The following is an 18,046-nucleotide window of genomic DNA, read 5'->3' as shown; positions in this document are numbered from 1 at the left end:
AGCCGAAACCTCCTGAACAAAGGAATCAACTCATGACAATGACAGACCCGGTCGCAGACATGCTGACCCGTCTGCGCAACGCGAACTCGGCGCACCACGACTCCGTGTCGCTGCCGAGCTCCAAGCTCAAGACCCACATCGCCGACATCCTCAAGCAGGAGGGCTACATCGCCGCGTGGGACGTCAGTGACGCCCGCGTCGGCCAGACCCTCACCCTGACGCTCAAGTACGGCCCGAACCGCGAGCGGTCGATCGCCGGCATCAAGCGCGTCTCGAAGCCCGGCCTCCGCGTCTACGCGAAGTCGACCGAGATCCCCCGCGTGCTCGGTGGCCTCGGCGTCGCCATCCTGTCCACCTCCTCCGGTCTCCTCACGGACCGTCAGGCCGAGCAGAAGGGCGTGGGTGGGGAAGTCCTCGCCTACGTGTGGTGATCTGACATGTCGCGAATCGGTCGTCTTCCGATCGACATCCCCGCCGGCGTGACCGTCACGGTCGAAGGCCAGGATGTCGCCGTCAAGGGCCCCAAGGGCGAGCTCGCGCTCACCGTGGCCCGTCCCCTCGAAGTCAAGGTCGAAGAGGGCCAGGTCATCGTGACCCGTCCCGACGACGAGCGCGAGTCGCGTTCGCTCCACGGCCTGACCCGCACGCTCATCAACAACAACATCATCGGTGTCACCCAGGGCTACACCAAGGGCCTCGAGGTCGTCGGCACGGGTTACCGCGTGGCGCAGAAGGGCAGCTCGGTCGAGTTCGCCCTCGGCTTCTCGCACCCCGTCCTGGTCGAGCCGCCCGCCGGGATCACCTTCACGGTCGAGGGCAACAACAAGCTCACCGTGAGCGGCATCGACAAGCAGGCCGTCGGCGAGGCGGCTGCGAACATCCGCAAGATCCGCAAGCCCGAGCCGTACAAGGGCAAGGGTGTGCGCTACGCCGGCGAAGTCGTCCGGCGCAAGGCCGGAAAGAGTGGTAAGTAACCATGGCTGTTAAGACGAAGACCGACGCCCGCGCGCGTCGTCACGCCCGCCTTCGCAAGAAGGTGGTCGGCACGACCGAGCGTCCGCGCATGGTCGTCACCCGTTCGGCACGCCACGTGTTCGTCCAGATCGTCGACGACAGCAAGGGCCACACGCTGGCCTCGGCGTCGACGCTCGAGACCGACCTGCGCGTGTCCGAAGACGACAAGACCGCCAAGGCCCGCAAGGTCGGCGAGCTTCTCGCCGAGCGCGCGAAGGCCGCCGGTGTGTCGGCTGTCGTGTTCGACCGTGGTGGCAACCGCTACGCGGGTCGTGTCGCCGCGATCGCCGAAGGCGCCCGCGAGGGAGGTCTGAACCTGTGAGTGACAACAAGGAGAACATCGTGACCGAGCAGGCTGCTGCCGAGGCTCCGGCCGAGGCCGCCACCGCAGAGGCCGCCGCCGCGACGGCGCCCGCCGAGCGCGAGCGCGAGCCGCGTCGCGGCGGTCGCGAGCGCAACCCCAACCGTGAGCGCGGGGGTCGCGACCGCAACGAGAGCCAGTTCCTCGAGCGCGTCGTCACCATCAACCGCGTGTCGAAGGTCGTCAAGGGTGGTCGTCGCTTCAGCTTCACCGCGCTCGTCGTCGTCGGCGACGGCAACGGTGTGGTCGGCGTCGGCTACGGCAAGGCCCGCGAGGTGCCCCTGGCGATCTCGAAGGGTGTCGAAGAGGCCAAGCGGAACTTCTTCCGCGTGCCCCGCGTCGGCTCGACCATCCCGCACCCGGTGCAGGGTGAGGCTGCTGCCGGTGTGGTGCTGCTGCGCCCGGCCGCTGCCGGTACCGGTGTCATCGCCGGTGGCCCGGTGCGTGCCGTCCTCGAGTGCGCCGGTATCCACGACGTGCTGTCGAAGTCGCTCGGCTCGTCGAACACGATCAACATCGTCCACGCGACGGTGGAGGCCCTGAAGCAGCTCGAGGAGCCCCGTGCGGTCGCCGCGCGTCGCGGACTCGAGTTCGACCAGGTCGCCCCCGCCCGTCTCGTCCGTGCCGAGGCTGAGGCCGCGGCCGCTGCGAAGGCAGGTGTCTGATGGCTGCGCGTCTGAAGGTCACGCAGGTCAAGTCCAAGGTGAGTGAGAAGCAGAACCAGCGCGACACGCTGCGTTCGCTCGGTCTGAAGCGGATCGGCGACTCGGTCGTCCGTCCCGACGACGCGCAGACGCGCGGTTACGTGCGGACCGTTGCTCACCTCGTGAAGGTTGAGGAGATCGACTGATGGCTGAGAAGGCCGAGAAGAACGAGGCCGTCGAGGCAGAGGCGAAGGCTCCTGCCAAGAAGGCTCCCGCGAAGAAGGCTGCGGCAAAGCCGGCCGCCGAGAAGGCCGCCGCCAAGCCGGCTGCCGACAAGGCTGAGAAGGCGCCCGCCGCCAAGAAGGCTCCGGCCAAGAAGGCGGCTCCGAAGGCCGACGCTCCGGCGTCGCGCCCCGGCGTGCTGAAGGTTCACCACCTCCGTCCGGTCCCCGGCTCGAACACCCCCAAGACCCGCGTGGGTCGCGGTGAGGGCTCGAAGGGCAAGACCGCCGGCCGTGGCACCAAGGGCACGAAGGCCCGCTACCAGGTCAAGGTCGGCTTCGAGGGTGGGCAGATGCCTCTGCACATGCGCACCCCGAAGCTGCGCGGATTCAAGAACCCGTTCCGCGTCGAGTACCAGGTCGTGAACCTGGACAAGCTCGCGGAGCTGTACCCGGCCGGTGGCGACGTCACCGTCGGCGACCTGGTCGCCAAGGGTGCAGTGCGCAAGAACGAGAAGGTCAAGGTGCTGGGCACCGGAGACATCTCGGTGAAGCTCAACGTGGCGGTCGACAAGGTCTCGGGTTCTGCCGAGCAGAAGATCGTCGCCGCAGGCGGCACCGTCAAGTAAGCGGTCAACAGTGGGGGTCGGAGCTTGCTCCGGCCCCCACTGGGTTACCCTGGACGTCGGCACGTCGCCGTGCGTGCCGGCATCCCCTCTGGAGGAGTCCTCTTGTTCAGCGCCATCGCGCGGGTCTTCCGCACTCCCGACCTTCGGCGGAAGATCGCATTCACTCTGGCGATCATCGCCCTGTACCGTCTCGGCGCCCACATTCCCGCGCCGTTCGTCGACTTCCCGAATGTGCAGTCGTGTCTCGACCAGTCACAGGGCACCGAGGGCCTGCTGTCGCTGGTCAACCTCTTCTCGGGCGGTGCGCTGCTGCAGCTGTCGATCTTCGCGCTCGGCGTCATGCCGTACATCACCGCGACGATCATCGTGCAGCTGCTGCGCGTGGTCATCCCTCACTTCGAGAGCCTCTACAAGGAGGGACAGGCGGGCCAGGCGCGACTGACGCAGTACACGCGTTACCTCACGATCGCCCTCGCGCTCCTCCAGTCGACGACCCTCGTCACCGTGGCCCGCAGCGGTCAGCTCTTCGGGACCACCGGAGTTCCCGAGTGCGAGCAGCTGCTCACCAACGACGTGTGGTGGGCGCAGCTGCTCATGATCATCACGATGACCGCCGGCACCGGCCTCATCATGTGGTTCGCCGAGCTCGTCACCGAGCGCGGCATCGGCAACGGCATGTCGCTCCTCATCTTCACCTCGATCGCCGCCACGTTCCCGACCGCCATGGGCGCGATCTGGGCTTCGCGCGGCTTCGAGGTCTTCCTCCTCGTGCTCGCGGTCGGCATCGTCGTCGTCGCGCTGGTGGTGTTCGTCGAACAGTCGCAGCGGCGCATCCCGGTGCAGTACGCGAAGCGCATGGTCGGCCGTCGCACTTACGGCGGCACGAACACGTACATCCCGATCAAGGTCAACATGGCCGGCGTCGTGCCCGTCATCTTCGCGTCGTCGCTGCTCTACATCCCGGCGCTCATCGCGCAGTTCAACATGCAGCCCGGCGCCGACAACTCGATCCCCGGCTGGGTGCAGTGGATCCAGACGTACTTCACCAACGGTGACCACCCGATCTACATGGCGGTCTACTTCCTCCTCATCGTCGGGTTCACGTACTTCTACGTCGCGATCACGTTCAACCCGGTCGAGGTCGCCGACAACATGAAGAAGTACGGCGGGTTCATCCCCGGCATCCGTGCCGGTCGTCCCACCGCCGAGTACCTCGACTACGTGCTCACGCGCATCACGCTGCCCGGCTCGCTGTACCTGGGTCTCATCGCCCTCATCCCGCTCATCGCCCTCGCGACGGTCGGCGCCAACCAGAACTTCCCGTTCGGCGGCGCCTCGATCCTGATCATCGTGGGTGTCGGGCTCGAGACGGTGAAGCAGATCGACGCCCAGCTCCAGCAGCGCCACTACGAAGGGCTTCTCCGATGACGCGGCTTCTCATCGTCGGCCCGCAGGGTTCGGGCAAGGGCACGCAGGGCGTGCGCATCGCCGAGGCCTTCGGCATCCCGGCCGTCTCGACCGGCGACGTCTTCCGCGCCGCGGTCACGGCCGGCTCCCCGCTCGGCCAGCAGGTCAAGGCGATCATCGAATCGGGTGACCTGGTGCCCGACGAGCTGACCAGTGCGGTCGTGCGCGACCGTCTCGCGCAGGCGGATGCCGCGGGCGGGTTCCTGCTCGACGGCTACCCCCGCAACGTCGCACAGGTCGCAAGCCTCGACGACTTCCTCGAGGGCCGCGACGAGGCGCTCGACGCGGTGATCGAGCTCGACGTCCCCCGCGAGGAGAGCATCGCCCGCCTGTCGCAGCGCGCTGCCGAGCAGGGCCGCAGCGACGACACCGAAGAGGGCATCGCGAACCGCCTGGCGATCTACGAGCGTGAGACCGCGCCGATCCTCGAGGTGTACCGCACGCGCGGCATCGTCGACCGGATCGACGGCGTCGGCTCGCTCGACGAGATCACCGGCCGCATCATCGCGGCGCTCGAGGCGCGCGGGCTCGCCCGCTCCGCGGCCGCGTAGCCGTGTCGCTGCGTCGCTCGATCTACAAGACGCCCGCCCAGCTGCGGGCGATGGTGGAGCCCGGGCTCATCACCGCGGCCGCCCTCGATGCGGTGCGCGGCCTGATCGCACCCGGGGTCACCACCGCGGAACTGGATGCCGCGGCATCCGACGTCATCGTCGCCCGGGGGGCGAAGTCGAACTTCCAGATGGTGCGCGGGTATCGCCACACGATCTGCGCCTCGGTGAACGAGGAGGTCGTGCACGGCATCCCCGGCGACCGCGTGCTCGAGCCCGGTGACATCGTGTCGATCGACGCGGGCGCCGAGTACAAGGGCTGGAACGGGGATTCCGCGTTCACGTTCGTCGTTCCGGATGCTGCACGCCCGGAGCTCGTCGCCGAGCGGCAGCGCCTGTCGGACGTCACCGAGGGTTCGCTGTGGGCCGGCATCGCCGCGCTCGCGACCGCGAAGCACCTCGCCGAGGTGGGCGCTGCCATCCAGGAGTACATCGAGGCGAACTCGCCCGATGCCGGTCCCTACGGGATCCTGCGGGAGTACGTGGGTCACGGCATCGGCCGCAAGATGCACGAGTCGCCGTCGGTCTTCAATTACCGCGTGCCCGATCTTGGCCCCGAGGTGCGGCCCGGCCTCGCGCTCGCGATCGAGCCGATGGTCGTCATCGGCGACCAGGCGACGTTCGTCGAGGACGACGGCTGGACGGTTTCGACCATCGACGGCACGGCCGGCTCCCACTGGGAGCACAGTGTCGCGGTGCACGATGACGGCATCTGGGTGCTGACGGCACCCGACGGGGGAGCCGCGGGCCTGGCGCCGTTCGGCGTGACGCCCCGCGAGTTCGCGTAATCACAGGTTTCAAGGAGTCGAGATGGCACAGGGTGCACGCAAGGTCAACTGGTTCGCGATCTGGGTGAGCGCGGCGGTCGTCGTGGCGCTCGTGCTCGTCGCGGTGCTCGTGGTGACCCTGAACAACGCGTCCGCGCCCAAGCCGGTGCCGACCGACGTCAACCCGCCCACCTCGGCGGGCATCGAGGTCGAGACCGGCGCGATCCTCGTCGGCGACGGCGAGAACCGCCTCGACACGTTCGTCGACTTCATGTGCCCCATCTGCAACCAGTTCGAGCAGGTGTACGGCGCCGAGATCGAGAGCATGGTCGATGACGGCAGCATCACGCTCGGCATCCACCCGATCTCGATCCTCGACGACCAGTCGCGTGGCACGCAGTTCTCCACGCGTGCCGCGAACGCCGCGTACTGCGTCGCCGAGGCGGACCCCGACGCGTCGCTGCCGTTCCTGCAGGCGATGTTCGCCAATCAGCCCGCCGAGGGCTCGAGCGGCCTGACGAACAACGAGATCCTCGAGATCGCGTCGGGCGTCGGCGTGACCGGCATCGACTCGTGCGTGAACGACGGGAAGTTCGCCGGCTACGTCACCGAGATGACGCCCCAGACGCCCATCCAGCCCGGTTCGCAGGGCATCGGCACGCCCACCGTCGCGGTGAACGGCGAGGTCATCTCGAACAGCCAGCTTCCCGAGCCCGGGCAGCTCGCCACGCTCTTCGAGTAACCCCGGCGGCGCTCCTCCCTCTCTCCTCCCTTCCCTCCTCGCCCCTCGCCGTCGCTGGTGCCCACGTGGAGGTTGAGAAACCATGCCTAGGTTGAGAAGGCGCCCGGCGCGGGGTGCTTCAACCTAGACGTGGTTTCTCAACTTCGAGTCGGGGCCGGGAGCGTGGCAGCGGGTCCGGCCGCGTGGTGGGTGGTGGGATGCTGTCGGTCGTGGCATCCGTCTCCCTCCGTGGTCGAGGAACCACTCGGAGGTTGAGAAACCATGCGTAGGTTGAGAAGGCGCCCGGCGTGGGGTGTTTCAACCTAGACGTGGTTTCTCGACCTCGAGTCGGAGCCGGGGTGCGCGGGAGTGGGGACAGCACGGGCGGCGGCGAAGGACCGGCTGTTCGTCATGATCAGGAGGCCGGTGCGAGGGCGTGCGATCCGCGGGATCCGCATGGCGTCGAGCCTGTCGACGAGCGGCGTCACCCGCATCGCGTCGTTCATCTCCCAGCGGTCGAATGCGCTGCACTGGCGACGCAGGCGACTCTCGCGCCGCTTCTCCTCCCGCACCCTGCGTATCGTCTCCTCGCGGGTCTCGCCGACGTACTTCCCGAAGCCGTCGGATTCGCCGATCGCACGCACGCTCGTCCACGCGAAGTCCGCGCGATCGCTGAAGCCGTCCATTCGGAAGACGACCTGCAACTCGGGCGGTTCGAACCCTGACCACAGGATCACTGCCCTGCTGACGGACTCACCGGGGGACTCGGCGCCCGGGTGGAGCAGGGGGAGGAGCAATGCGAGACGGCCTCGTCCGCGTCGGTACTCCTGACTTTCCGCGAGGGTCAGGAGCATCTCGGTGGTGACGCCACCGTCTTGTGCGCGAGAGATGGTGGCATCGCCGACCGCGAGCCCGAAGGCGGGCGGCAGCACGCGCATCAGATCGATCGCCGTGTCCGCCGCTGACGTGAGTGCGAATCCCTGCAGCCGCTCGACCACCCGTCCGTCGACACCCGTGTGAACGCACACGTCACCGAACCGGCGCGAGGACGTGCGCTCGGAAGCGAAGACGTGGATGTCGCGAGCTTCGCCGAACAACGGCATGCCGCGGAGAGCAGCCGCGGATTCGTAGGCGAAGACGGCGCCGGGGGATACGAGCGCGTATGCGTGCACACGTGCGAGGTATCTCTCCCATGGCGCGAGCCCCTCCCACGCGGCGCGTGGCGCGTACACGCCCGCGCGGACACGCACGTACCGCTGCCGATCCCGCAAGCTCGGGGCGCCGAACGCGGTCTCTCGAACGGCGTACAGCTCGACCGGCGACGGCTGCACCATCGCTGAGCCGGCGGTGGTCGCGGTGCTGCTGACGGCGGTCATTCCCTCATGCTCGGCGCCCGGCATCCCATCGTCCCCGACCGCCGCTCGATCTGTGGATCCCACGGACCGTCGCCCCTGCTGGGGAGGAGCGGACGTGCGCAGTCTCCCGCCCGCCCTTGACGTTGAGAAACCACGCGTACGTTGAGACATCACGCCGCGGAGGCTTTCTCAACCTCTATGCGGTTTCTCAACCGGTACGGGGTCTCTCAACGCCGCACCCGGTCGCAGCACCGCGGGAAAGAGCTCGAACGGATGCCGCGGCCGGGCCGGTTTGCCGAGGCATCCGTTATCACGTATGATTGATCTTTGGTGCGTTGCGCCTATATTGGCGTGTCGCCGCACCGAATCCCCATCCACCGCAGACCGGCCGGTCTGCAGAAGCGTAAGCGAGTATATGGCGAAGAAAGACGGTGTCATCGAGATCGAAGGCGTGATCTCCGAGGCGTTGCCCAACGCGATGTTCCGCGTCGAGCTCACCAACGGACACAAGGTGCTCGCCACGATCTCAGGCAAGATGCGGCAGAACTACATCCGCATCATCCCGGAGGACCGCGTGGTCGTGGAGCTCAGCCCCTACGACCTCACCCGCGGCCGCATCGTCTACCGCTACCGCTAGACCGGTCGAGAAGTAACGCCCCAGGCGTGCCCGACAGGGTGAAGCCTGCCCGGCGAAGACAGCGAAACAGGAAATCATGAAGGTCAATCCCTCCGTCAAGCCCATCTGCGACCACTGCAAGGTCATCCGCCGCCACGGCCGCGTCATGGTGATCTGCAAGAGCAACCCGCGTCACAAGCAGCGCCAGGGCTGACGGATGCCGCAACGCGCGGCATCCCGAATCTCATAACTCAATACACACGGCAGCATCAGAACCCGCGTCCCGACAGGGGCGCGGGGGACACCTCGGGCGGAGGCCCGGGCACCGGTGCTGCTCCACACCTCCACTCACTCCTTAGGAGAACCGCATGGCACGTCTTGCTGGCGTGGACATCCCGCGCGACAAGCGCGTGGTGATCGCACTCACCTACATCTACGGCGTCGGCCGTACCCGCTCGAACGAGATCCTCAAGGCGACGGAGATCGACGAGAACATCCGCGTCAAGGACCTCAGCGACGACCAGCTCGTCGCGCTCCGCGACTACATCGAGGCCAACTACAAGGTCGAGGGTGACCTCCGCCGTGAGGTGACCGCCGACATCCGCCGCAAGGTCGAGATCGGCTCCTACGAGGGTATCCGCCACCGCCGCGGCCTCCCGGTGCGCGGTCAGCGCACGAAGACCAACGCGCGTACCCGCAAGGGCCCGAAGCGCACCGTCGCCGGCAAGAAGAAGGCGCGCTAAGGCGCGGCCCCCAGGGTTTAGGAGAGCAAAGCAATGGCACAGGCCAAGACCGCCGCGCGCAAGCCGCGCCGCAAGGAGAAGAAGAACATCGCGTTGGGCCAGGCCCACATCAAGTCGACGTTCAACAACACGATCGTCTCGATCACCGACCCGTCGGGCGCCGTCATCAGCTGGGCGTCGTCGGGTGGCGTGGGCTTCAAGGGCTCGCGCAAGTCGACGCCGTACGCCGCCGGCATGGCCGCGGAGTCCGCTGCCCGCCAGGCGCAGGAGCACGGCGTCAAAAAGGTCGACGTCTTCGTGAAGGGCCCGGGTTCGGGTCGCGAGACCGCGATCCGCTCGCTGCAGGCCGCCGGCCTCGAGGTCGGCTCGATCCAGGACGTCACGCCCCAGGCTCACAACGGCTGCCGTCCCCCGAAGCGCCGCCGCGTCTGATCTCTCGGAGCCGGGGCACCGTCACTGGTGCCCCGGCAACCGTTCGTTTCGGGATGCCTCCATCGGGGCATCCCACGAGTAAAACTCAACACCTCACCCACCGCACGTGTCATATAGCGGGCACGTGATCGAAAGGAACACATAGTGCTCATCGCACAGCGTCCCACTCTGACCGAGGAGAAGGTCGGGGAGTTCCGCAGCCGTTTCGTCATCGAGCCGCTGGAGCCCGGCTTCGGCTACACGATCGGCAACGCGCTGCGTCGCAGCCTCCTGTCGTCCATCCCCGGCGCGGCCGTGACGTCGATCCGCATCGACGGCGTCCTCCACGAGTTCAGCACCATCCCGGGTGTGAAGGAGGATGTCACCGAGATCATCCTCAACATCAAGCAGCTGGTCGTCTCCAGCGAGCGCGACGAGCCCATCACCGCGTACCTGCGCAAGACCGGCGCCGGTGAGGTCACCGCCGCCGACATCTCCGCTCCCGCGGGCGTCGAGGTGCACAACCCCGAGCTGGTCATCGCGACCCTCAACGACACCGCGAAGTTCGAGCTCGAGCTCACGATCGAGCGTGGCCGTGGTTACGTCTCGGCGACGCAGAACCGCAACGAGTACGCCGAGGCCGGTCAGGTCCCGATCGACTCGATCTACTCGCCGGTCCTGAAGGTCTCGTACCGCGTCGAGGCGACGCGTGCCGGTGAGCGCACCGACTTCGACAAGCTCATCCTGGACGTCGAGACCAAGTCGTCGATGGCTCCGCGTGATGCCGTCGCGTCGGCCGGTCGCACCCTGACCGAGCTGTTCGGTCTGGCGCGCGAGCTGAACGTCGAGGCCGAGGGCATCGAGATCGGCCCCGCGCCGGTCGAGACCGTCCTGTCGAACGAGCTGTCGATGCCGATCGAGGACCTCGACCTGTCTGTCCGTTCGTACAACTGCCTCAAGCGTGAGGGCATCAACACCGTGTCGGAGCTCGTCGCCCTCTCGGAGACGCAGCTCATGAACATCCGCAACTTCGGTCAGAAGTCGGTCGACGAGGTGCGCGACAAGCTCGTCTCGCTCGGCCTGTCGCTGAAGGACTCGGTCCCCGGGTTCGACGGTGCGCACTTCTACGGCGGCTACGACGACGAGACCGTCTGACCGGATGCCTCGGCCCGAGGCGTCTGTCACATCGACCGACTTTTCCCACTGGAGTAACTGAGAATGCCCAAGCCCACGAAGGGTCCCCGCCTCGGAGGCGGTCCCGCACACGAGCGCCTGCTGCTTGCGAACCTCGCCGCGGCCCTCTTCACGCACAAGTCGATCAAGACGACCGAGACCAAGGCCAAGCGCCTGCGTCCGCTCGCCGAGCGTCTCATCACGTTCGCCAAGCGCGGCGACCTGCACGCCCGCCGTCGCGTGCTGTCGGTCATCGGCGACAAGTCCGTCGTGCACGAGCTCTTCACCGAGATCGCGCCGCTGGTCGCCGACCGTGAGGGTGGCTACACCCGCATCACGAAGGTCGGCAACCGCAAGGGCGACAACGCGCCCATGGCTGTGATCGAGCTCGTCCTCGAGCCCGTCACCAAGAAGCCGTCCGCCAAGAAGGCTGCGAAGGCGGATGCTGCCGCCCCCGCCGCATCGGAGGCCCCGGCCGCCGACGAGAACGCTGCAGAGGAGTCGAACGTGAGCGACGCGCCCATCGAGGACACCACGCCCGAGGAATCGGCCACCGACGCCGGCGCGGAGTCGCCGGAGGAGGGCGCTGCCGCTGAGGCTGCGGCCGAGGATGCCGTCGAGGCACCCGCCGAGGAGAAGTCCGAGTAATCGGACCGCCGGGCGTCGCCGCCCGGCCGTGCCGGAGCATCCTGTTCCGGCATCCCTTGCACCCGCGAGACCCGCGGCCCTTCGGGGCCGCGGGTCTCGCTGCGTTGGGGCGATGGTTGAGGGTGCGTGGGGGTGGCGTGATGTGCGCGCCGCCCCGCCCTCGCGCCGAGGGGGCGCGTTGCCTGTCGAGGAGGTGCGCGTCCTGGCGCGCGAGGAGGTGCGCGTCCTGGCGCGGCGGTTGAGGTTGAGAAACCGTGTATCGGTTCAGAAACCGCGGTACGGGTGGTGTTTCAACCTACGTGTGGTTTCTCAACCTATGTGTGGTGTCGTCACCCGGGACGCCGACGTCGACCTCGGCGTGCGCCGTGCGCCGTGAGCCGCGGCAGGGCTCTTACCCGTCGCCGCGACGTCTCGTCGCGGGGTTGAGGTTGAGAAACCGTGCGTAGGTTGAGAAAGCGTGGCAGAGACGGTGTCTCAACCTACGTGTGGTTTCTCAACCTCGACATCGGAGCAAACCCGGGGGATGCGGCCGCCTCGCGGAGCGCCCTGCGGGCTACGGGGTGAGGTCGACGCCGAGGTTGGCCTCGATGCTGCGGATGGCATTCGCGCGACGTTCGAGGCGCTCGCGCTCGGCGGCGTCGACGGCCTCGGCGATCGTGTCGGCGAAGAGCCGCCCGCCCTCGCCGCCGGGATGCACGTGGTCGCCGGCGAGCAGATCGAGCCGCGGCGTGATCGCCCCCGACCAGTCCGCGATGCTCACGTTGTGCCGCCCGTCGGCGAAGGCCTGCAGGTCGGCGTTGACGCCGGGGATCCAGTCCCGCGGTGCATACGCGTTCACGAGCACGAGATGTCGCTCCTGGCCGACGGCGGCGGCGATCTTCTCGAGCGACTCGAGGTTGACGGGGCCGTTCGTCCCGAGCGCGACGACCACGTAGGGGCGCAGGCGGCCGCTCGCGGCGAGGGACTCCAGGATGCCGGGACCCGCCCAGATCGACCGTGACACCTCGGCGTCGACCTCGATGCCGGGCAGCCGTTCGAGCAGCCCCTTCGCCGACGCCAGCATGACCGAGTCGCCCACGGCGGTGATGCGGTCGCCCGGGACGTGGACGGCGGCCGGGTCTGCAGCATCCGTCGCCTGCGGTGTCGGGGTGGCACCCGGAGTCTCCGTCGCCGCGGGCGAGGCGCTGCTCTCGGCTTCGCGCTGGGCCAGCTCGAGCGCTTCGCGGCCCGCGTCGACGACGGCCTCGCTGGATGAGACGGGCGGGGCGGCGGCGATCGCGGCGCCGGTGCCGGCGACGAACACGACTCCTGCGGCGGCGATGCCGATCGCCCGGATGCGGGCGCGCGGTCCGCTGCGCAGGCGCGCGGCGAGCACCCGCGCCGATCCGCGCAGGCCGCGCCGACGCACCGGCATCTCGACGAAGCGATAAGACAGAGCGGATGCCGCGGCCGTCGTCGCCAGCACCGCCAGGCCGATCCACACGGGCACGCCCGCCGAGGTCCCCGAGCCCTCGAAGGCCGCGACCGCGAGGACGAGCAGCGGCCAGTGCCACAGGTAGATGCCGTACGAGCGGTCGCCGACCCACCGCAGCGGCGCGATGTCGATCGCGCCGCCGAACCACGAGCCCGGCCACACTCCGGCCACGATCGCGACCGCGGTCAGCACGCTCGCGGCGAGCAGCGCACCGGGGAAGGTGGCCGCCGAGTCCGCCGGTGGCAGCATCGCCACGCCGATCACGCCGAGGGCCGCGAGGATGCCGGCGACACCGGTGACGGCGCGGGCGCCGCGCGAGTCCACCCACGCCGGTCGAGTCGTGCCGCCCGCGGGCGCGCCGGGCCCGAGTCGCGGGATCACGACCTTCCATCCGGCCGACACGCTCGTGTCATCCAGCGCCGGCTGCGTGACCACCGCGGCGGACGGCGCCGCCCCCGACCCCGCCGCCGGTCGCGCGAGCATCGGCGCGAGGAGGAACGCGAGCGCCACGCCGAGGAGGATGCCGAACGCGTGCGTGTCGGTGCCGAAGTACGCGCGCGTGAGGTCGTCGCCGCGGCTGACGGCGGTGCCCATCCAGATGGCGGATGCCGCGGCCAGCGCGAGCGAGACCCCGACGCGAGCCCACGCACGGGGGAGCAGCAGGAAGAGCGGGAACAGCAGCGGCCACAGCACGTAGAACTGCTCCTCGACCGCGAGCGACCAGAAGTTGCGGAACAGCTCGGGCGTGGCGGCGGCGAAGTATCCGCTGCCGCCCGCGATCGAGACCCAGTTGTAGCTGAAGGTCGCCGCGCCGAAGACCTGCGCGCCGAGGTGCACGAGCACGTCGCCGCCGATCAGCCACGCGAGCGTCGAGCACACCGCCACGACGAGCACGAGCGCGGGCAGAAGGCGGCGGGCGCGGCGCTGCCAGAAGGCGCGCAGTCCGATGCGTCCCGTGGTGTCGTGCTCGCGCAGGAGCAGGCTCGTGATGAGGAATCCGCTGATGACGAAGAACACGTCCACGCCCACGAACCCGCCCGGCAGCAGCGCCGGCGGGAACAGGTGGTAGACCACGACCAGCGTCACCGCGATCGCGCGCAGCCCATCGAGACCCCGGTACCGTGCGGGGCGTTCGGCGGGCGCAGTCGACGTCATAGGTTCTCTCGAGGGGGGAACGGCAAGTCTACGACGGAGGGTCTGTGCGGCACCCGCAAGTAGGCTGGGTGCGTGCGGATCCGGCTCGACATCGCGTATGACGGCACGCACTTCCGCGGGTGGGCCCGCCAGCCCGGGCTGCGCACCATCCAAGAGACCCTCGAGTCCGCGCTCGGCCGTGTGCTCGGCGGGGACCCGCGTCTGGTGGTCGCGGGGCGGACGGATGCTGGAGTCCACGCCAGCGGCCAGGTCGCGCACGTCGACCTCGATGACGCGCAGGACGCCCGGCTGCTCGCCCGTCGTCCGCGCGCGGGGCATACGCCGGGTCCAGAGGACCGCGTCACGGCGCTCGCGGCCCGCATGACGGGCGTGGTCGGCGCGTACTCCGACGTCGCGGTCACGCGTTCCGTCGAAGCCGCTCCGGGATTCGACGCGCGCTTCTCAGCCGTGTGGCGGCGCTACGAGTACCGCATCGCCGACACGGTCACCGGCTATGACCCGCTCGAGCGTCATCGCACGACCTCGGTGCGGGCATCCCTCGATCATGAGGCGATGGATGCTGCGGCTCGCGCCCTCGTCGGACTCCACGACTTCGCGGCCTACTGCAAGCCCCGCGAAGAGGCGACGACGATCCGCACGCTGCTCGAGTTCGACTGGCACCGGGACGCCGCCGGCGTGCTGTTCGCGAACGTCAAGGCCGACGCGTTCTGCCACAGCATGGTGCGGGCGCTCGTCGGCGCGTGCGTGGCCGTGGGCGAGGGCCGGCTCGACGCGGAGGATGTCGTCGACATCCGCGACGCGCGTGACCGCGTGCCCGACGTGAAGGTGCTCGCGGCGCGGGGGCTCACGCTCACCGAGGTCGGCTACCCCGCCGACGAGCTTCTCGCCCAGCGCGCGGAGCAGACGCGGGCCCGCCGCGACCGGGAGTGACGCCGCTGTCCGCGACGCAGACGGCGACCGAAGCGCTCACAGGTGCTCGGACCGATTGATCAGCCGGTCGACCACCGTCGCGCCCACGCGCTCCCAGCGATCGCCGCCCTTCTCGCTGGCGAGCGCGGCGCCCTCGCGGGCGGTGTAGACGAGGGCGTCGAGGTCGTAGCCGAGGATGGATGCCGGCGCCCAGCCGGCGCTCGCGGTGGGGCGGATCGGCAGACTGCCCTCGGCATCCAGCTGCGGCACGCGCTCGAGAGCGGCACGCAGGCTTTCACGCACCGTGGCATCCGGTCTGGGCACCAGCGCCACGACCGAGCCGGGTGACGGTGAGGCGATGTCGGACTCGGCGGGGAATATCGCGCGCACCTCCTCCTCGAACCGCGTCGAGAGCCGGCCGAAGGCGCTCGCACCGGCGGTCTGGCGGATGTCGACGGCGTCGTCGAGCCGCAGGTACACCACCGACCACGCCTCGGCGGTCTGCTGCGCGCGCAGCAGGCGCTCCGACGCCGTCCGCTCGAACCGCTGCCACTCGGTCGACGTGCCGCCGCCCGGGGGAGAGAACGAGGCGTCGCGCGTCGGCAGCCCGACGACGGCGACCAGTGCACAGGCGACGTACGCCAGCATCCCGACCGACGAGATCACGCGCTGCAGCACGAAGTCGTCGCCGTCCGACGGCGGGAAGAAGAACCCGGCGACGAACGATGCGAGCCCGACCACCACGAACGCGGCCGAGGCGATCGCGAGCGGCAGCACGAGCCGGTCGCCGCGGCGCGCAGGAGCCCGTGCCCAGTCCACGAGGAACAGACCCGCGAAGACGGATGCCGCGAGGAAGGCGGTGCGATAGCCCCACACGAACCATGCCGGGTCGGGAGCGAGGGCGAGCGCGAGAGCGGATGCCACCGCCAGGGCCGGTCCGGTCCACACATGCGGGCGCAGGCCCCACTGCGCGCGGAAGCCCGACCACAGCAGCGCCGGTGCACCCAGCAGAGCGCCGAGCGACGCGCGGCGCAGTGTCTCGTTGTCGCTGAGGTCTCCCATCACGACGCCGTACGTCGCGGCCATGGCGAGCACGAACGCGAACGCCCAGTACAGTGTGGCCGTGCTCGGCCTCACGAGGAAGGCGATCCCGATGGTCAGGATCGTGGCGAGCGTCGTGATCGCCGCCTGGGCGATGCCCAGTTCGAGGCCGGCTCCGGCGAGGATGTCGGTCATACGGGTCTCTCTGCCGGCGCCGTGTGGGCACCGCGGGGGAGGGACACGGTCACCGTGGTGCCGGCGCCCTCTTCGCTTTCGATGGTCAGGGTGCCACCGTGCGCCGTGACGATCTCGCGCGTGATCCCGAGGCCGAGGCCGGTGCCGGTGGCGGTCTCGCGCGCTTGCGTGCTGCGGAAGTACGGCGTCATCACGTGGGGCAGGTCGGCGGAGGGGATGCCGATCCCGGTGTCGGCGACCGTGATCGTCATCGTGTCTCCGTCCGCGTGCCCGACGATGCGCACGCGGCCGGCCGGCGGCGTGTATTTGATCGCGTTGCTGACGATGTTGTCGATCACCTGCCGCAGGCGGAAGCCGTCGGCGGTCACGGGCAGCGGCTCGGATGCGTCGACCTCGAGCTCGACGTCGTTCGCTCGCGCGGTCGGGCGGAATGACGCGACGGAGTCGAGCACGATCGACCGCAGATCGATGTCGTCGAAGTCATCACGCCCGCTCAGGTCTTTGCGTGACGCCGAGAGCATGCTGTTGGTCATCTCCAGCATCCGCTCGCTCGCGTGCAGGATCGCCTCGAAACGTCCGCGCGTACGCGGCGTGAGGTCGTCGACCTCGAGCGCGAGCTCGGCGTTGCCGATCATCACCGTGAGCGGGTGCTTGAGCTCGTGAGACGCCACCGCCGTCAGGCGCTCGCGTTCCCGTTGCGCGTAGGTGATGGCCGTCACGTCGTGCACGACGAGCAGGATGCCGGAGCCCTCCTCGCCGTCGGTCCCCAGCCGCTTCGCCGTGATCGACAGGGTGCGCCACTCGCCCTCGGGGGTGAACAGCCACACCGAGGCGTCGGTGAAGGTCTCACCGCGCTGTGCGCGTGTGAAGGGTCTCTCGGCCAGGGGCACCGGCATCCCGCGCATTCCCGTGTACTCCACGGATCGCGCCGGAAGGAGCGGGTCACGCGGGTCGAGTCCGTACAGGCGGGAGTAGGCGTCGTTCACGGCGAGGACGCGGCCGTCGTCGCCGAGGCGGGCGATGCCGGTGTCGATGCCGTTGAGGATCTCGGCGGTGCGACGCTCCTGGCCGGAGCGGCGCTGCGCCGTGACGGTCAGCCGCTTGGCCTGGCGGCCCAGGAGCCGTCGCAGCGACCGTGTGCGACGCAGGGCCAGGTGGGACGTGATGCCGATGAAGGTGAGTGAGAGCAGCACGATGATGACGCGCAAGGCGGATTCGGCGCCCGGGTCCATCACGGTCTCGACGAGAAGCGCCACGCCGACCGTGGCGAGCAGCGCCGCGAGGGCGATCACGCCGAAGTGCATGCCGACCCACATGACGGGGAAGACCCAGAGGTATCCGAACCGCAGGTCCGTGGTCGCGGCCATCAGTGCGATCGCGATCGCGTCGGCGAACGGCACCGCGAGCACCCAGATCGCAGGAAGCCGGCTCCACGGGATGGCGAGCGCGGCGAGAGTGATGACCAGCACGAGGGCGACACCGACCCCGTAGTTCCAGCGAACGAACACCGCCGGCTGCAGAATCAGCACGAGCAGGTTGATGATCACGACGCTCGCGGCCAGCACCAGCTGCGTCAGCCACACCGAGCGGGTGCGCGGATCAGGCGCGCGCACGGCGAACGTCGCCTTCGCCAGCCCCCCGGTCGCCATGTGGCGATTCTATGGGCGGCGAGGGCGAGCGCTTGCCCTGCGCCTTGCGGGTCTCTTGCGCGAACCTTGCGCTGGAGCGGCGGATGCCACAACAGGGCGTTGCGCTTGGTCGATGACACTGGACTCGGGTCGAAAACCCGCGTCCAGCGTCTGATGCGAACCCGAACCGCATCAGATACCGGGGAGCGCCGCCAGCTGGGGAGCGCGGCGCCGGGGGAGAAAGAGGAGGCATCCGTCTTCTGAGA

General features: G+C 69.1%; 21 protein-coding genes. 17 read left to right on the top strand and 4 right to left on the bottom strand.

All coding sequences use genetic code 11. The annotated features are described in order from the left end of the window. The first annotated feature begins 32 nt into the window (after positions 1 to 32). The 10 genes from rpsH (at position 33) to HF576_RS10870 (ending at position 6,453) form a co-directional block, all read left to right on the top strand. Positions 33 to 431 (top strand): 30S ribosomal protein S8, encoded by a 399-nt coding sequence (gene rpsH, locus HF576_RS10915; protein WP_168912864.1) that lies wholly within the window; start codon positions 33 to 35, stop codon positions 429 to 431. A 6-nt stretch (positions 432 to 437) separates the two neighbouring features. Continuing rightward, positions 438 to 974 (top strand): 50S ribosomal protein L6, encoded by a 537-nt coding sequence (gene rplF, locus HF576_RS10910; RefSeq protein ID WP_168912863.1) that lies wholly within the window; start codon positions 438 to 440, stop codon positions 972 to 974. A gap of 2 nt (positions 975 to 976) precedes the next feature. Further along, positions 977 to 1,336, top strand: a complete 360-nt coding sequence (gene rplR / locus HF576_RS10905; protein ID WP_168912862.1) for a 50S ribosomal protein L18 — start codon at positions 977 to 979, stop codon at positions 1,334 to 1,336. Further along, complete coding sequence (gene rpsE / locus HF576_RS10900) at positions 1,333 to 2,040, top strand: 30S ribosomal protein S5 (protein WP_168912861.1); 708 nt, start codon at positions 1,333 to 1,335, stop codon at positions 2,038 to 2,040. The genes rplR and rpsE overlap by 4 nt, the downstream gene beginning before the upstream one ends. After that, on the top strand, positions 2,040 to 2,225 hold the full coding sequence (gene rpmD, locus HF576_RS10895; protein WP_018171461.1) for a 50S ribosomal protein L30: 186 nt from the start codon (positions 2,040 to 2,042) through the stop codon (positions 2,223 to 2,225). Before rpsE ends, rpmD begins: the two co-directional genes overlap by 1 nt. Then, the gene (rplO, locus tag HF576_RS10890) at positions 2,225 to 2,869 is read left to right on the top strand and encodes a 50S ribosomal protein L15 (RefSeq protein ID WP_168912860.1); all 645 of its coding nucleotides are present in this window, start codon (positions 2,225 to 2,227) and stop codon (positions 2,867 to 2,869) included. The genes rpmD and rplO overlap by 1 nt, the downstream gene beginning before the upstream one ends. Positions 2,870 to 2,971: 102 nt before the next feature. Further along, complete coding sequence (gene secY / locus HF576_RS10885; protein ID WP_168912859.1) at positions 2,972 to 4,297, top strand: preprotein translocase subunit SecY; 1,326 nt, start codon at positions 2,972 to 2,974, stop codon at positions 4,295 to 4,297. Next, positions 4,294 to 4,887 carry an adenylate kinase gene (locus tag HF576_RS10880; protein ID WP_168912858.1) on the top strand — a complete coding sequence of 198 codons (594 nt, stop codon included), beginning with the start codon at positions 4,294 to 4,296 and terminating at the stop codon, positions 4,885 to 4,887. The genes secY and HF576_RS10880 overlap by 4 nt, the downstream gene beginning before the upstream one ends. 2 nt (positions 4,888 to 4,889) lie before the next feature. After that, positions 4,890 to 5,732, top strand: a complete 843-nt coding sequence (gene map, locus HF576_RS10875) for a type I methionyl aminopeptidase (RefSeq protein WP_168912857.1) — start codon at positions 4,890 to 4,892, stop codon at positions 5,730 to 5,732. A gap of 22 nt (positions 5,733 to 5,754) precedes the next feature. Further along, a complete protein-coding gene (locus HF576_RS10870; protein ID WP_168912856.1) occupies positions 5,755 to 6,453 on the top strand; it encodes a DsbA family protein in 699 nt (232 codons plus the stop codon). Positions 6,454 to 6,755: 302 nt separating this feature from the next. Here the strand turns inward: HF576_RS10870 and HF576_RS10865 are convergent, their stop codons facing one another. Further along, on the bottom strand, positions 6,756 to 7,808 hold the full coding sequence (locus tag HF576_RS10865) for a hypothetical protein (RefSeq protein WP_168912855.1): 1,053 nt from the start codon (positions 7,806 to 7,808) through the stop codon (positions 6,756 to 6,758). Positions 7,809 to 8,202: 394 nt separating this feature from the next. Here HF576_RS10865 and infA point away from each other — a divergent pair, with 394 nt between their 5' ends. From infA to rplQ, 6 genes are all read left to right on the top strand, one after another. Further along, a complete protein-coding gene (gene infA, locus HF576_RS10860; RefSeq protein WP_028496510.1) occupies positions 8,203 to 8,424 on the top strand; it encodes a translation initiation factor IF-1 in 222 nt (73 codons plus the stop codon). Positions 8,425 to 8,500: 76 nt separating this feature from the next. Continuing rightward, positions 8,501 to 8,617, top strand: coding sequence for a 50S ribosomal protein L36 (gene rpmJ / locus HF576_RS10855; RefSeq protein WP_005050492.1), 117 nt, complete (start codon positions 8,501 to 8,503; stop codon positions 8,615 to 8,617). A gap of 154 nt (positions 8,618 to 8,771) precedes the next feature. Then, positions 8,772 to 9,146 (top strand): 30S ribosomal protein S13, encoded by a 375-nt coding sequence (rpsM, locus tag HF576_RS10850; RefSeq protein WP_168912854.1) that lies wholly within the window; start codon positions 8,772 to 8,774, stop codon positions 9,144 to 9,146. 33 nt (positions 9,147 to 9,179) lie between these two features. Continuing rightward, entirely contained in the window at positions 9,180 to 9,578 is a 399-nt protein-coding gene (gene rpsK / locus HF576_RS10845) for a 30S ribosomal protein S11 (RefSeq protein ID WP_056117708.1), read from the top strand. A 144-nt stretch (positions 9,579 to 9,722) separates the two neighbouring features. After that, complete coding sequence (locus HF576_RS10840) at positions 9,723 to 10,712, top strand: DNA-directed RNA polymerase subunit alpha (protein ID WP_168912853.1); 990 nt, start codon at positions 9,723 to 9,725, stop codon at positions 10,710 to 10,712. Between the two features lie 63 nt (positions 10,713 to 10,775). Beyond that, entirely contained in the window at positions 10,776 to 11,378 is a 603-nt protein-coding gene (rplQ, locus tag HF576_RS10835; protein WP_168912852.1) for a 50S ribosomal protein L17, read from the top strand. A gap of 553 nt (positions 11,379 to 11,931) precedes the next feature. Here rplQ and HF576_RS10830 read toward each other — a convergent pair. Further along, on the bottom strand, positions 11,932 to 14,007 hold the full coding sequence (locus HF576_RS10830; RefSeq protein WP_168912851.1) for an acyltransferase family protein: 2,076 nt from the start codon (positions 14,005 to 14,007) through the stop codon (positions 11,932 to 11,934). A 72-nt stretch (positions 14,008 to 14,079) separates the two neighbouring features. Here HF576_RS10830 and truA point away from each other — a divergent pair, with 72 nt between their 5' ends. Beyond that, on the top strand, positions 14,080 to 14,937 hold the full coding sequence (truA, locus tag HF576_RS10825) for a tRNA pseudouridine(38-40) synthase TruA (RefSeq protein ID WP_168912850.1): 858 nt from the start codon (positions 14,080 to 14,082) through the stop codon (positions 14,935 to 14,937). Positions 14,938 to 14,973: 36 nt separating this feature from the next. On the opposite strand, the gene HF576_RS10820 is transcribed toward truA, so the two are convergent. Beyond that, positions 14,974 to 16,152, bottom strand: coding sequence for a hypothetical protein (locus HF576_RS10820; RefSeq protein WP_168912849.1), 1,179 nt, complete (start codon positions 16,150 to 16,152; stop codon positions 14,974 to 14,976). Beyond that, on the bottom strand, positions 16,149 to 17,801 hold the full coding sequence (locus HF576_RS10815; RefSeq protein WP_168912848.1) for a sensor histidine kinase: 1,653 nt from the start codon (positions 17,799 to 17,801) through the stop codon (positions 16,149 to 16,151). Before HF576_RS10815 ends, HF576_RS10820 begins: the two co-directional genes overlap by 4 nt. Positions 17,802 to 18,046 lie beyond the last annotated feature (245 nt).

The organism is Microbacterium salsuginis, assembly GCF_012524205.1.
GTDB lineage: Bacteria > Actinomycetota > Actinomycetes > Actinomycetales > Microbacteriaceae > Microbacterium > Microbacterium salsuginis.
The sequence above is the reverse complement of the archived record's forward strand: the minus strand, read 5'-3'. Positions and strand labels throughout refer to the sequence as shown.

Coding starts and splice junctions, on each gene's coding strand:
- rplQ (WP_168912852.1), top strand. CDS start 10,776: ATGCCCAAGCCCACGAAGGGTCCCCGCCTCGGAGGCGGTCCCGCACAC.
- HF576_RS10815 (WP_168912848.1), bottom strand. CDS start 17,801: ATGGCGACCGGGGGGCTGGCGAAGGCGACGTTCGCCGTGCGCGCGCCT.
- rplO (WP_168912860.1), top strand. CDS start 2,225: ATGGCTGAGAAGGCCGAGAAGAACGAGGCCGTCGAGGCAGAGGCGAAG.
- rpsH (WP_168912864.1), top strand. CDS start 33: ATGACAATGACAGACCCGGTCGCAGACATGCTGACCCGTCTGCGCAAC.
- rplR (WP_168912862.1), top strand. CDS start 977: ATGGCTGTTAAGACGAAGACCGACGCCCGCGCGCGTCGTCACGCCCGC.
- rpsK (WP_056117708.1), top strand. CDS start 9,180: ATGGCACAGGCCAAGACCGCCGCGCGCAAGCCGCGCCGCAAGGAGAAG.
- HF576_RS10820 (WP_168912849.1), bottom strand. CDS start 16,152: ATGACCGACATCCTCGCCGGAGCCGGCCTCGAACTGGGCATCGCCCAG.
- HF576_RS10870 (WP_168912856.1), top strand. CDS start 5,755: ATGGCACAGGGTGCACGCAAGGTCAACTGGTTCGCGATCTGGGTGAGC.
- HF576_RS10880 (WP_168912858.1), top strand. CDS start 4,294: ATGACGCGGCTTCTCATCGTCGGCCCGCAGGGTTCGGGCAAGGGCACG.
- infA (WP_028496510.1), top strand. CDS start 8,203: ATGGCGAAGAAAGACGGTGTCATCGAGATCGAAGGCGTGATCTCCGAG.
- rplF (WP_168912863.1), top strand. CDS start 438: ATGTCGCGAATCGGTCGTCTTCCGATCGACATCCCCGCCGGCGTGACC.
- rpsM (WP_168912854.1), top strand. CDS start 8,772: ATGGCACGTCTTGCTGGCGTGGACATCCCGCGCGACAAGCGCGTGGTG.
- HF576_RS10830 (WP_168912851.1), bottom strand. CDS start 14,007: ATGACGTCGACTGCGCCCGCCGAACGCCCCGCACGGTACCGGGGTCTC.
- rpmD (WP_018171461.1), top strand. CDS start 2,040: ATGGCTGCGCGTCTGAAGGTCACGCAGGTCAAGTCCAAGGTGAGTGAG.
- HF576_RS10865 (WP_168912855.1), bottom strand. CDS start 7,808: ATGACCGCCGTCAGCAGCACCGCGACCACCGCCGGCTCAGCGATGGTG.
- rpmJ (WP_005050492.1), top strand. CDS start 8,501: ATGAAGGTCAATCCCTCCGTCAAGCCCATCTGCGACCACTGCAAGGTC.